This is a genomic window from Bacillus sp. UNC69MF (assembly GCF_000746035.1).
In the GTDB taxonomy this organism is placed as follows: Bacteria; Bacillota; Bacilli; order Bacillales; family Bacillaceae; genus Bacillus; species Bacillus velezensis.
In genome coordinates, this window is record NZ_KN050798.1 from 810,740 (window position 1) to 824,667 (window position 13,928).

Annotated in this window: 13 protein-coding genes; all 13 read left to right on the forward strand. The window is 46.9% G+C overall.

What is annotated here, in order from left to right:
* Positions 1–65 precede the first annotated feature (65 nt).
* Positions 66–1,025: a polysaccharide deacetylase family protein gene (locus BR62_RS0116135; RefSeq protein WP_012117569.1), complete on the forward strand. Its 960-nt coding sequence runs from the start codon at positions 66–68 to the stop codon at positions 1,023–1,025.
* Positions 1,026–1,064: 39 nt separating this feature from the next.
* Positions 1,065–2,300: a M16 family metallopeptidase gene (locus BR62_RS0116140; protein ID WP_007409807.1), complete on the forward strand. Its 1,236-nt coding sequence runs from the start codon at positions 1,065–1,067 to the stop codon at positions 2,298–2,300.
* Between the two features lie 78 nt (positions 2,301–2,378).
* Positions 2,379–2,636 carry a YlmC/YmxH family sporulation protein gene (locus tag BR62_RS0116145; RefSeq protein ID WP_003154176.1) on the forward strand — a complete coding sequence of 86 codons (258 nt, stop codon included), beginning with the start codon at positions 2,379–2,381 and terminating at the stop codon, positions 2,634–2,636.
* A gap of 157 nt (positions 2,637–2,793) precedes the next feature.
* A complete protein-coding gene (gene dpaA, locus BR62_RS0116150) occupies positions 2,794–3,684 on the forward strand; it encodes a dipicolinic acid synthetase subunit A (RefSeq protein WP_032871500.1) in 891 nt (296 codons plus the stop codon).
* A gap of 2 nt (positions 3,685–3,686) precedes the next feature.
* The gene (dpaB, locus tag BR62_RS0116155) at positions 3,687–4,277 is read left to right on the forward strand and encodes a dipicolinate synthase subunit B (RefSeq protein ID WP_015239869.1); all 591 of its coding nucleotides are present in this window, start codon (positions 3,687–3,689) and stop codon (positions 4,275–4,277) included.
* Between the two features lie 134 nt (positions 4,278–4,411).
* On the forward strand, positions 4,412–5,452 hold the full coding sequence (gene asd / locus BR62_RS0116160; protein ID WP_012117572.1) for an aspartate-semialdehyde dehydrogenase: 1,041 nt from the start codon (positions 4,412–4,414) through the stop codon (positions 5,450–5,452).
* Positions 5,453–5,539: 87 nt separating this feature from the next.
* Positions 5,540–6,754 (forward strand): aspartate kinase, encoded by a 1,215-nt coding sequence (dapG, locus tag BR62_RS0116165; protein WP_003154168.1) that lies wholly within the window; start codon positions 5,540–5,542, stop codon positions 6,752–6,754.
* A gap of 30 nt (positions 6,755–6,784) precedes the next feature.
* The gene (gene dapA, locus BR62_RS0116170; protein WP_003154166.1) at positions 6,785–7,654 is read left to right on the forward strand and encodes a 4-hydroxy-tetrahydrodipicolinate synthase; all 870 of its coding nucleotides are present in this window, start codon (positions 6,785–6,787) and stop codon (positions 7,652–7,654) included.
* A gap of 178 nt (positions 7,655–7,832) precedes the next feature.
* Positions 7,833–9,500 (forward strand): ribonuclease J2, encoded by a 1,668-nt coding sequence (gene rnjB, locus BR62_RS0116175; protein ID WP_007409811.1) that lies wholly within the window; start codon positions 7,833–7,835, stop codon positions 9,498–9,500.
* 115 nt (positions 9,501–9,615) lie between these two features.
* Entirely contained in the window at positions 9,616–10,353 is a 738-nt protein-coding gene (locus tag BR62_RS0116180; RefSeq protein ID WP_003154162.1) for a ClpP family protease, read from the forward strand.
* Positions 10,350–10,559 carry a YlzJ-like family protein gene (locus tag BR62_RS0116185; RefSeq protein WP_003154161.1) on the forward strand — a complete coding sequence of 70 codons (210 nt, stop codon included), beginning with the start codon at positions 10,350–10,352 and terminating at the stop codon, positions 10,557–10,559. Before BR62_RS0116180 ends, BR62_RS0116185 begins: the two co-directional genes overlap by 4 nt.
* A gap of 134 nt (positions 10,560–10,693) precedes the next feature.
* The gene (locus BR62_RS0116190) at positions 10,694–13,054 is read left to right on the forward strand and encodes an FtsK/SpoIIIE family DNA translocase (protein ID WP_007409812.1); all 2,361 of its coding nucleotides are present in this window, start codon (positions 10,694–10,696) and stop codon (positions 13,052–13,054) included.
* 124 nt (positions 13,055–13,178) lie between these two features.
* On the forward strand, positions 13,179–13,904 hold the full coding sequence (locus BR62_RS0116195) for a GntR family transcriptional regulator (protein ID WP_007409813.1): 726 nt from the start codon (positions 13,179–13,181) through the stop codon (positions 13,902–13,904).
* Positions 13,905–13,928 lie beyond the last annotated feature (24 nt).

Below are 13,928 nucleotides of genomic sequence, written 5' to 3' on the forward strand. Positions count from 1 at the left end.
GAAAGACAACAGACGGGTTCTACCTTGTCCTCCTCATACATAATGTGTGGTGAGGGGGGAAGGACATGTTGAAAAAATTCGTGCCGTTTGCCGTTTTTTTATTTCTTTTTTTTGTTTCGTTTGAAATGTTAAAAAATCCGTATACAGTTGATTACATAGACGCAATGAAAAAAGACGCTGTAACTGTGTCAGCATCAAAAGATCCGCTCTATGAAGAATTACTGCAAAAAGCGTCAGAGTATGAAGTGAAGCCGCAAGACGCGCGGATTGATAAAATATGGAAGAGTATACCGGGATATAACGGTTTAAAAGTCAATGTGGAAAAATCCTATAAACAAATGAAAAAGGACGGAGAATTTCACGAAGACGGCCTTGTCTATGAGCAGGTAAAACCGAAAGTCCATCTTGATTCTCTCGCGCCCGAACCCATTTATAAAGGAAATCCCGACAAACCGATGGTCGCTTTCCTGATAAATGTCGCCTGGGGAAATGAATACGTGGAGCAAATGCTGCCTATTCTGAAGCAGCACCAGGTCAAAGCAACTTTCTTTCTTGAAGGGAAATGGCTGAAAAACAATCAGGAACTGGGGAAAAAAATAGCGGCAGACGGACATGAAATCGGAAATCATTCATACAATCACCCTGATATGAGCAAACTGACTTCAGGAAGCATTTCCGAACAGCTTGACAAAACCAATGCACAAATCAGCGAGACGCTCGGCATAAAGCCGAAATGGTTTGCGCCGCCAAGCGGCAGCTTCAGAAAAGCCGTGGTCGATCTTGCGGCGGAAAAAGGAATGGGCACCATCATGTGGACCGTGGACACCATTGACTGGCAAAAACCGTCTCCGGCTGTTTTACAAACAAGGGTGTTGAGCAAAATACATAATGGAGCCATGATTTTAATGCATCCGACTGATCCGACTGCGAAAAGCCTGGATACACTGATTGCAAAAATCAAAGAAAAAGGCTACGCGCTCGGCTCAGTGTCTGACTTAATGGATGAAAACAGGCTGATGAAGTAGCAGGCGGCAGTTGCCTGTCTTTGAATAGGAGGAACAGACTTGATAAAACGCTATACATGCCAAAACGGTGTAAGAGTTGTGCTTGAAAATAATCCAACGGTGCGGTCTGTGGCAATCGGCGTATGGATCGGGACGGGATCACGTCATGAAACGCCGGATACAAACGGTATTTCGCACTTTCTTGAGCATATGTTTTTTAAAGGAACAAATACCAGGTCCGCACGTGAAATCGCAGAATCCTTCGATCGGATAGGCGGCCAAGTGAATGCCTTCACTTCAAAAGAATATACGTGCTATTACGCCAAAGTGCTGGATGAGCATGCAAACTACGCACTTGATGTGCTGGCTGATATGTTCTTTCATTCTGCTTTTGACGAAGATGAGCTCAAAAAAGAAAAGAACGTCGTATATGAAGAAATCAAAATGTATGAAGACGCGCCGGATGACATTGTCCACGATCTGCTGAGCAAAGCGACATACGGCAATCATTCGCTCGGCTACCCGATTCTCGGGACGGAGGAAACGCTTTCGTCATTTAACGGCGATTCTCTCAGACAGCATATGGATGACTTTTACACGCCGGACCGCGTCGTCATTTCTGTCGCCGGAAATGTAACGGAACAATTCATTAAAGACGTGGAGAAATGGTTCGGTACATACGAAGCGAAGGGCAAAGCAAGCGGCATCAGCGAGCCTGAGTTTCATTATGAAAAGCTGACCAGAAAAAAAGACACCGAACAGGCGCATCTCTGTCTCGGTTTCAAAGGCCTGAAAGTCGGAGATCCGGACATTTACGATTTGATCGTCTTAAACAACGTGCTGGGCGGAAGCATGAGCAGCCGTCTTTTCCAGGATGTGCGCGAAGATAAAGGACTGGCCTATTCTGTATACAGTTATCACAGTTCCTATGAAGACAGCGGTATGCTGACGATTTACGGAGGCACCGGCGCGAATCAGCTCGGACTTCTGTCTGAAACCATTCAGGAAACGTTATCGGTTCTAAAACGTGAGGGTATCACTCCGAAAGAGCTGGAAAACAGCAAAGAGCAAATGAAGGGGAGCTTAATGCTCAGCTTAGAGAGCACAAACAGCAAAATGAGCCGGAACGGGAAAAACGAACTCCTGCTCGGAAAGCATAAGACCATGGATGAAATTATCACTGAATTAAATGCGGTCAGCCTGGAAAGCGTCAACGGCCTCAGCCGCCGCTTATTTACGGATGATTACGCACTATCGCTCATCAGCCCGACCGGCAATATGCCGGCCTCGTCTTAATCGGAAAAGCAGTCTGCCTCTATACGGGGCAGGCATTTTTTTTTGCTCCGGGTCATATAGTACAAGGGGGTGGCTATCATGAGGCTCAGTGAACTTTCAGGTAAAGAAATTGTGGACATTAAACGGGCAGAGCGGCTCGGCGTGCTCGGCCAGACCGATTTGGAAATTAATGAACAGGACGGACAAATTACCGCGCTGTTGATACCGACGGTAAAATGGTTCGGATTGCGAAAACAAGGCCACGACATCCGCGTCCCCTGGAACCATATCCAAAAAATCGGGTCAGACATGATCATTTTAGACGTTCCGGGGGAGATCACGCCTCCCGAAGAGTAGATCTTATTCATTTTTTGCAAGCACCGGCTCATACAGCCGGTGCTTTTTTCATGAAAAAGAACGCTGTACATTCACCGCCCTTTCTCTTTGCACATACGATGAAGAGGAGGATGACACTTAAAAGATCCAGTAACTGTAAAGAAGGTGAACGTTTCAGATGTTAACCGGATTGACAATTGCGATCATTGGCGGTGACGCAAGACAGCTTGAGATTATAAGAAAGCTGACAGAACAGCATGCCGATATTTATCTTGCAGGGTTTGACCAATTGGATGACGGTTTTACAGGAACCGTCAAATGCAAAATTGATGAGATTCCCTTTCAAAAAATAGACAGTATCATCCTGCCCGTATCGGCAACGACCGGAAAAGGCGTTGTTTCCACGGTTTTTTCAAATGAAGAAGTGGTATTAAAGCAGAGCTATCTTGAGCGGACACCGGAGCATTGCGTCATTTATTCAGGCATCTCCAACGCGTATCTTGAGGGGATCGCCAGCGAAGCCGGCCGCAAACTTGTGAAATTATTTGAACGGGACGATATCGCGATATTCAACTCGATTCCCACTGTTGAAGGAACAATCATGATGGCGATTCAGCATACGGATTATACCATTCACGGATCAAATGTCGCCGTTCTCGGCATGGGGCGCACCGGTATGACGATCGCCCGGACGTTTGCGGCGTTAGGAGCGAAGGTAAAAGTGGGCGCGCGGAGTTCGGCTCATTTGGCCCGTATAACGGAAATGGGGCTTTCTCCTTTTCAACTTGAAGAGCTTACTGAACATGTAAATGATATTGATATCTGCATTAACACCGTACCGAGCTTGATTCTGAATCAAAGCGTTTTATCGCGTATGACGCCGAAGACCTTGATTTTGGATTTAGCATCCCGTCCGGGCGGAACGGATTTCAAATATGCTGAAAAACAAGGCATTAAAGCGCTGCTTGCTCCGGGTCTTCCGGGAATTGTGGCCCCGAAAACAGCCGGACAGATTATTGCGAACGTATTGAGCAAGCTTTTGGCAGACTTAAAGAAAGAGGGGAAATAACCATGTCTCTGAAAGGGAAAAGAATCGGATTCGGATTAACCGGCTCGCATTGCACATATGAGGAAGTTTTTCCGCAAATAGAGGCGCTTATCAGTCAAGGAGCTGAAGTCCGGCCGGTCGTGACATCAACCGTTCAATCGACCGATACCCGCTTTGGGGAGGGGGGAGATTGGGTCAGAAAAATTGAAGAAGCAACAGGCTTTGAGGCGATTGATTCCATCGTAAAAGCGGAGCCTCTCGGGCCGAAACTTCCGCTCGACTGCATGGTCATCGCCCCTTTAACCGGAAATTCAATGAGCAAACTCGCAAATGCGATGACTGACAGCCCCGTCCTTATGGCTGCGAAAGCCACGATCCGCAACGGCCGCCCGGTCGTGCTCGGAATTTCGACAAACGACGGACTCGGTTTAAACGGAACGAACTTAATGAGGCTGATGTCCGCAAAAAACATATATTTCATCCCGTTCGGCCAGGACGACCACGTGAAAAAACCGACATCGCTCGTCGCCAGAATGGATCTCCTTCCGATTACGGTAGAAAAAGCTCTTTTGCACCAGCAGGTTCAGCCGGTGCTCGTACACCACCAAGAATAAAAAATCATGATGACAGAAAATCATTCCGGAATAAAAAAATTCGATCAATCCGTGACTATTCTATGGTAAAATAAAACGTAAAATGCAAAGTCAATTCAACAAATGATGCTTAATTGGCGGAAGGAGTTTTACAGATGGGAAGAGGATTACACGTAGCAGTTGTCGGAGCGACGGGAGCCGTAGGACAGCAAATGCTGAAAACACTGGAAGACAGAAACTTTGAAATCGAAACACTCACACTACTATCCTCAAAGCGTTCTGCTGGTACGAAAGTAACGTTTAAAGGCGAAGAATATACAGTGCAGGAAGCTGTTCCTGAAAGCTTCGAAGGCGTTCATATCGCGTTATTCAGCGCCGGCGGAAGCGTATCACAAAGCTTGGCGCCTGAGGCTGTAAAACGGGGAGCCATCGTGATTGACAATACCAGCGCATTCCGTATGGACGAAAATACACCGCTCGTGGTGCCTGAGGTGAACGAAGGTGATCTGCACAAACATAACGGCATTATCGCCAACCCTAACTGTTCAACGATTCAGATGGTGGCTGCGCTTGAACCGATCCGCAAAGCGTACGGATTGAAAAAAGTCATTGTATCTACTTACCAAGCTGTGTCCGGGGCCGGCAATGAAGCGGCGAAGGAATTGTACAGCCAGACAAAGGCGATTTTAAACAATGAACCCGCAGAACCGTCCATTATGCCGGTTAAAGGCGACAAAAAGCATTATCAAATCGCATTTAACGCCATTCCGCAAATTGATAAATTCCAAGATAACGGCTATACGTTTGAGGAAATGAAAATGATTAATGAAACGAAAAAAATCATGCATATGCCGAATCTGGAAGTGGCTGCGACATGTGTCAGACTGCCGATTGAAACAGGGCACTCAGAATCTGTTTACATTGAGCTTGACCGTGATGACGCAACCGTTGAAGATATGAAACAGCTTTTAAAAGAAGCTCCGGGTGTTACGCTTCAGGATGATCCGGCGGAGCAGCTTTACCCGATGCCTGCTGATTGCGTCGGCAAACGCGATGTATTTGTAGGAAGAATCCGGAAAGATTTGGACAGAGCAAACGGTTTTCATTTGTGGGTTGTTTCTGATAACCTGTTAAAAGGCGCCGCTTGGAACTCAGTCCAAATCGCGGAAAGCCTGCAAAAACTGAACCTCGTATAAACAAACGTATTTTCTATAGGCGAACAGAAGAGAGTAAGGCTCTGCCTGCTCTCTTCTGTTACGTCAGACTAATTTGGAGTGAAAATAGTGAAGATCATTGTTCAAAAATTCGGCGGAACATCCGTAAAAGATGACAAAGGCCGCAAGCTTGCGCTAGCACACATTAAAGATGCCATCAGTGAAGGTTATAAAGTTGTCGTTGTCGTATCGGCGATGGGAAGAAAAGGAGACCCGTACGCGACAGATTCTTTAATCGGGCTCCTTTACGGCAGCCAGTCCGACATTTCTCCGAGAGAGCAGGATATGCTTCTGTCTTGCGGAGAAACGATTTCGTCCGTTGTTTTTTCCAGCATGCTGAAGGAAAACGGCATAAAAGCCGCAGCTTTAACAGGAGCCCAGGCCGGCTTTTTAACCAATGCCCAGCATACTGACGCCAAAATTATAGAAATGAAAACAGAGCGGCTTTTCGCTGCACTTGCCAGCCATGACGCTGTCGTTGTCGCAGGATTTCAGGGAGCGACTGAAAAAGGCGACACGACGACAATCGGCAGAGGAGGAAGCGATACTTCAGCAGCGGCGCTCGGCGCGGCGGTTGATGCTGAGTTTATCGACATTTTTACGGACGTGGAAGGCGTTATGACAGCCGATCCGAGAATCGTGGAAAATGCTAAGCCGCTTCCGAACGTCACATATACGGAAATCTGCAACCTTGCCTATCAAGGCGCGAAAGTCATTCATCCGCGCGCGGTGGAAATCGCCATGCAGGCAAAGGTGCCGATCCGCGTGCGCTCCACTTATTCAAAAGACAAAGGCACTTTGGTGACGTCCCATCATTCGTCTAACATCGGCAGCGATGTATTCGAACGGCTGATCACGGGGATCGCCCATGTGAAAGATGTGACGCAATTTAAGGTTCCCGCCAAAATGGGGCAATACAACGTTCAGACTGAAGTCTTTAAAGCAATGGCAAATGCCGGAATCAGCGTAGATTTCTTTAACATTACGCCGAGTGAAATCGTATATACCGTAGCCGGCAGTAAAACGGAAGCCGCGCGCAGCATTTTGGCTGAATTAGGATATGAGCCGACAGTGACGGAGAGCTGTGCGAAAGTGTCAGCGGTCGGCGCCGGGATAATGGGTGTTCCGGGTGTCACGTCAAAAATCGTCTCCGCACTTTCTGATAAAGGCATTCCGATTCTGCAATCTGCCGACAGCCATACGACGATCTGGGTGCTCGTTCATGAAAAAGATATGGTAACGGCCGTAAATGCGCTGCATGAAGTGTTTGAACTTTCAAAGTAAATGTGATTGAATCATGATGAGGTGAAAAAAATGAATGTCGGAAATATATCTACAGCGATGATTACCCCCTTTGACAGTAAAGGGAATGTAGACTTTCAAAAACTGTCTACATTAATCGACTATTTGTTGAAAAACGGTACGGATTCTTTAGTCGTCGCAGGCACGACCGGCGAATCTCCGACACTTTCAACGGAAGAAAAAATTGCACTCTTTGAATTTACAGTCAAAGAAGTGAACGGACGCGTGCCTGTTATTGCGGGTACGGGAAGCAACAATACGAAAGACTCCATTAAACTGACAAAAAAAGCTGAAGAAGCCGGCGTCGATTGCGTTATGCTTGTCACGCCGTATTATAATAAGCCTTCCCAAGAGGGGATGTACCGTCATTTTAAAGCCATAGCTGAAGAAACGTCTCTTCCTGTGATGCTTTACAACGTGCCGGGCAGAACGGTCGCTTCGCTTGCGCCGGAAACGGCCATCAGACTTGCGGAGATACCGAATATCTCTGCGATTAAAGAAGCGAGCGGCGATCTTGATGCCATTACGAAAATCATTGCCGAAACACCGGAAGATTTTTACGTCTATTCAGGTGATGACGGGTTAACGCTTCCTATTCTCGCAGTCGGCGGAAGAGGAGTCGTGTCAGTGGCCAGCCATATCGTAGGTTCTGACATGCAGCAGATGATTAAAAACTATACGAACGGGCAGACGGCAACCGCGGCACTGATTCATCAGAAGCTTCTGCCGATCATGAAGGAGCTCTTTAAAGCGCCTAATCCGGCTCCGGTCAAAACGGCGCTACAGCTGAAAGGCCTTGATGTCGGATCTGTGCGTCTTCCTCTTATCCCGCTGAATGAAGATGAACGTCTGAGCCTGAGCAGCGTCATCAGCGAACTGTAAGAAAAAATTTATACAGTTAAAATACGCGGTCATTCTCATTTTTATCGTGAGTTTGACCGTTTTGTATACATATTGGTTTTCCCTAAACCTTCCGCTTCTTCTTGTTTTCTAAAATTGATATCAGTTATAATAGGAACAAGTGATGATGGACGGGTATGAGACTAGGAGGATACAGATTTTGAAAAAGAAAAATACAGAAAACGTCAGAATTATCGCCCTTGGCGGCGTCGGAGAAATTGGGAAGAACCTATATGTCATTGAAATTGACTCAGACATATTTGTAGTGGATGCAGGGCTGATGCACCCTGAAAATGAAATGCTCGGTATTGATGTCGTCATTCCGGATATTTCCTACTTAGTAGAACGGGCTGACCGCGTGAAGGCCATCTTTCTGACACACGGGCACGATGAAAACATCGGAGGCGTCTTTTATTTATTGAACAAGCTGTCGGTGCCGGTATACGGAACGAAGCTTACGCTTGCATTACTGAGAGAAAAACTCAAGCAGTACGGGCATAATCGAAAAGCTGATTTGCGTGAAGTTCACTCTAAATCAGTCATTACATTTGAATCAACGAAAGTATCGTTCTTTAAAACGATTCACAGTATTCCGGATTCAGTGGGAGTCAGCTTCAAAACATCACTTGGCTCTATTGTATGCACGGGAGACTTTAAATTTGACCAGACGCCTGCTTATCACCAATCATGTGATATTGGCGAAATTGCCAAAATCGGAAACAGCGGCGTGCTCGCCCTGCTTTCTGACAGCGCCAATGCGGAGCGCCCGGGGTATACTCCGTCAGAAGCATATGTAAGCGGTGAAATTTCCGATGCGATGAACAATTCAGAAAACCGTGTCATCATTGCTGTATTCGCGTCTAATATCAACCGGATCCAGCAAGTGATACAGGCTGCCGTCCAGAACGGCCGCAAACTTGCAATCGCCGGAAAAAATCTGCAAAACGTGCTTCAGCTTGGGCGCAAGCTCGGCTATATTGAAGCCGAAGATGAAATGTTTATTCCTGTGCAGGATGTGAAAAAATATCCGAAGCGGGAAGTGGCAATTGTTACAGCCGGAAGCCATGGTGAGCCGCTGGCCGCTCTTACGCGGATGGCCAAGCAGGCGCACAAGCAGCTTAACATTGAAGAAGGAGACACCGTTGTCATTGCATCAACACCGATTCCGGGGCATGAATTGATATATTCCAAAACCGTCAACCTGCTTGCCCGAGCCGGCGCTCAAGTCATTTTCGCCCAAAAACGCGTGCATGTGTCCGGTCACGGTTCGCAGGAAGAATTGAAACTCATGCTTAATTTGCTGAAACCGAAATATTTAATTCCGGTTAACGGTGAATTCAGAATGCAAAAAGCGCATTCCAAAATCGCAGAAGAGATCGGCATGAAACGCAGCGACATTTTCTTGATTGAAAAAGGTGACGTCGTTGAATTCCGCGGCCAGAATGTGAAAATCGGGGATAAAGTCACGTACGGAAACGTGTTGATTGACGGCCTCGGAGTCGGCGACATCGGCAACATCGTGCTGAGAGACCGCCGCTTATTATCACAAGACGGCATTCTCATCGTCGTGATCTCACTCGATAAGCAGAAAAAGAACCTCGTATCAGGTCCTGAGATCATTACGCGCGGTTTCGTATATGTCAGAGAATCAGAAGGTTTAATTGTACAAGCTACTGAGCTCGTCCGCTCTATCGTGACTGAAGCGACGGAAACATCTGCCGTAGAATGGTCCACGCTGAAACAAGCCATGCGTGATGCGCTGAATCAATTCCTTTATGAAAAAACAAAACGCAAGCCGATGATCATTCCGATCATTATGGAAGTATAATGTATACACAGCCGGAGCGCATGATGCTCCGGCTGTGTTTTTGTTCATGTCCCGGATGGAAATCATCATCTTTGTTCATAATACAAAGAGACATTCGGAAAGGGTGAAAGATAAAATGGATCATCGTATGGAAAACACCGAAGAACAGCAGCCCGAAAAATCAGATGCGAAAGACAGCATTATGAGCAAAATTCAGCAGCTGGGAGAGACATCTCTGCCGCAAATGTCCCAAGATACCAATATTCACTGCCTGACGATCATCGGCCAAATTGAGGGGCACGTCCAGCTCCCGCCGCAAAATAAAACAACCAAATATGAACACGTCATTCCGCAAATCGTCGCCATTGAGCAAAATCCGAAAATCGAAGGACTTCTGATCATCTTAAACACCGTCGGAGGCGATGTGGAAGCGGGGCTTGCGATTGCGGAAATGCTCGCATCCTTATCAAAACCGACCGTCTCAATCGTACTCGGCGGGGGACACTCGATAGGTGTGCCGATCGCCGTGTCATGTGATCATAGTTTTATCGCGGAAACAGCGACTATGACCATTCACCCCGTTCGGCTTACAGGTCTGGTTATCGGGGTTCCGCAAACATTTGAATACTTGGACAAAATGCAGGAGCGGGTCGTCAACTTTGTGACCCATCATTCAAATATTTCCGAAGAAAAATTCAAAGAGCTGATGTTTTCAAAAGGAAACTTAACCAGGGACATCGGGACGAACGTAGTCGGGAAAGATGCGGCTGATTACGGATTAATTGATGCCGTGGGCGGCGTCGGACAGGCGATAAAAAAGCTGAATCAGCTGATTGAGGAACGAAAGGGCGAGGAAGGAAGGATGATTCAATGATCCTTTATACCGTCATGCCCCAAGAAGTCGTTTACGGTCAGGATATAGAGCAAAGCGTGCATGAACAGGTAGATTATGCCGGCGTGCCGCTGCTAGTTGAGATGAAGGGAAATGAAGCTGAAGTCGTACAGATTTTAAGTACGAACCCGATGGATTTCTTGAATCCGGACATCGCTCCGGGACAAAAAATCAAGCTGAAAATCTAACCGGCATTCAGTCCGTTTCTCGGGGGCAAAATATGCTATAATAGGGGAATCCTACAGAAAAATGCAGCCGGCAAAAGGCTGCTTTTCTTCATGATGTATGATTTTACATTTTTTAACGCAGTAAGGTGATGAGTGTGGCAAAGAAAAAACGGAAATCTAAAAAGAAACAAGAGAGTAAGCTCAATCTAAAATACGAACTAAGCGGACTGCTCTGTGTTGCAATCTCGATTATTGCTGTTTTGCAGCTCGGCGTTGTGGGACAGACATTTGTGTACTTGTTCCGTTTTTTTGCCGGAGAGTGGTTTATTTTATGCTTAATTGCGCTCTTCCTTCTCGGAATTTCGCTGTTTTGGAAAAAGAAGAGTCCAAGCCTTTTAACGAGAAGAAAGGCAGGGCTGTACTGTATTATCGCCAGTATATTGCTGCTGTCTCACGTGCAGCTCTTTAAAAATCTGTCTTATCACGGGTCGATTCGGTCGGCAAGTGTCATCGGCAACACGTGGGAGCTGTTTATGATTGACATGAAACAGCAGGCTGCTTCCCCTGATTTGGGCGGCGGCATGATCGGCGCGGTACTGTTTGCAGCTTCCCACTTTTTATTTGCATCAACGGGTTCACAGATCATGGCGATCGTGCTGATCTTAATGGGGCTGATTCTTGTAACGGGCCGTTCACTGCAGGAAACGCTCAAAAAGTGGACGAGCCCCGTCGGCCGGTTTATCCGCAGTCAATGGCAGGCATTTCTTGAGGATATGAAAACAGTCAGAACGAACATGTCTTCGCCGAAAACAAAAACAAAATCGGGCAAAAAACAAAAACGGGTTCAAAAGAAAAAAGAAGAGCCTGAACCGGAGGAAGAGGATGAGGAAATCATTTCGCCGATCATCCATTCAGAGCCGATTATTTCAAGCTTTTCAGACCGTCAGGAAGAGCCCGCCGAACCGCTGATCCCGGAAAAAACGCAGGAGGCTGCACAAGCGGCAAAAGATGAGCCTTCCGGCGGCGCTCAAGACAGTGGCGAAACGGCTGCGGCTCCGCCGATGACGTTTACAGAGCTTGAAAATAAAGATTATCAAATGCCTTCACTGGACATACTGGCTGACCCGAAACATACCGGCCAGCAGACCGATAAGAAAAACATTTACGAGAATGCAAGAAAACTCGAACGGACTTTTCAAAGCTTCGGCGTAAAGGCGAAAGTGACGCAGGTTCATCTCGGTCCGGCGGTCACAAAATATGAGGTGTATCCGGACGTCGGGGTCAAAGTCAGTAAAATCGTGAATCTGAGCGATGACCTCGCGCTCGCGCTTGCCGCGAAGGATATCCGGATCGAAGCGCCGATTCCGGGTAAATCGGCAATCGGCATCGAGGTGCCCAATGCTGAAGTTGCGATGGTTTCGTTAAAAGAAGTGCTTGAATCCAAGCTCAATGACAAGCCGGACGCGAAGCTTCTGATCGGCTTGGGACGAAATATTTCCGGGGAAGCCGTGCTTGCCGAACTGAACAAAATGCCCCACCTGCTCGTAGCGGGGGCAACGGGAAGCGGAAAAAGCGTCTGTGTCAACGGTATTATTACGAGCATTCTGATGAGGGCCAAACCGCATGAAGTGAAGATGATGATGATTGACCCGAAAATGGTTGAGCTGAATGTGTATAACGGCATTCCTCATCTGCTTGCGCCGGTCGTGACAGATCCGAAAAAGGCCTCGCAGGCTTTGAAAAAGGTCGTCAATGAGATGGAGCGCCGCTATGAGCTGTTCTCCCATACGGGTACGAGAAATATAGAAGGCTATAACGATCATATTAAGCGGTCAAATGCCGAAGAAGAAGTCAAGCAGCCTGAGCTGCCGTACATCGTCGTCATCGTTGACGAGCTTGCCGATCTGATGATGGTCGCTTCTTCCGACGTGGAAGATTCAATTACGAGACTTTCACAGATGGCGCGGGCGGCGGGAATTCATTTGATTATCGCGACACAGCGGCCTTCAGTCGACGTTATTACCGGTGTTATTAAAGCCAACATCCCGTCAAGAATCGCCTTCAGTGTCTCCTCTCAGACCGATTCACGGACAATTTTAGACATGGGCGGCGCTGAAAAGCTTCTGGGGCGCGGAGACATGCTGTTTCTGCCTGTAGGCGCAAATAAGCCGGTGCGTGTGCAAGGGGCATTCTTATCCGATGAAGAGGTTGAGCATGTCGTTGATCATGTCATTACGCAGCAAAAAGCGCAGTACCAAGAAGAGATGATTCCGGAAGAAGTTTCGGAAACACACAGTGAAGTAACGGATGATCTCTATGACGAAGCGGTCGATTTGATTATCGGCATGCAGACGGCATCAGTCTCCATGCTCCAAAGGCGGTTCAGAATCGGATATACGAGAGCTGCCCGTCTGATTGACGCAATGGAGGAACGGGGCGTCGTCGGGCCGTATGAAGGAAGCAAACCGAGGGAAGTACTATTATCTAAGGAACAATATGATGAGCTCTCTTCTTAAAAAGGAGAGAGTTTTCACTGAAAATGATATCACCAAAATCATTCCTATTTATTTTTTTATTAAAACATGATATAGTTGTCCCAATTGTTCAATAATTTATGAAAGTGGTTTACGGAGGGGAAACATGTCTACAAAAGCTGACAATCGTCACTTGTATCTAAAAGTGATTGAGCGAATCAAAGAGGATATACAAAACGGAATTTACACCGAAAAGGAAAAGCTTCCTTCTGAATTTGAGCTTTCAAAATCAATGGGTGTCAGCCGGGCAACTCTGCGTGAAGCTTTGCGTATCCTTGAAGAGGAGCATGTGATTATCAGAAGGCACGGTGTGGGCACTTTCGTCCATACAAAACCGCTGTTTCTTTCAGGTATTGAACAGCTCAACAGCGTGACGAAAACGATTCAGCAGGCGAACATGGTGCCGGGTACGATTTTTTTGTCGTCTCAGGTCATCACGCCGTCTGATGAAGATATCGCTAGATTCCGGCTTGAGCCTGAGCAGGAGCTTTTTTATTTGGAACGCGTGAGAACGGCAAGCGGCACTCCGGTCGTTTACTGTTTAGATACGATTCCGATGCACATTCTGCCGAATTCTTTCTGTCATGAACAGGAATCTATTTTTGATCTTTTGGAAAAAAACTCCGGGTCTGTGATCAGCTATGCCGTTGCTGATATCGAACCGATCGGATATCACGATACGATTTCACCGGTTTTGGAATGCGAGCCGGAGACGGCGCTTTTATTGCTGAAGCAAACCCACTATAATCAGAATGATGAACCTGTGCTGTATTCATTAAATTATTTCCGGGCTGATAAGTTCAGTTTTCATGTTGTAAGAAAACGTTTTTAAGACAGACGCGTCATGTGTCTGTTT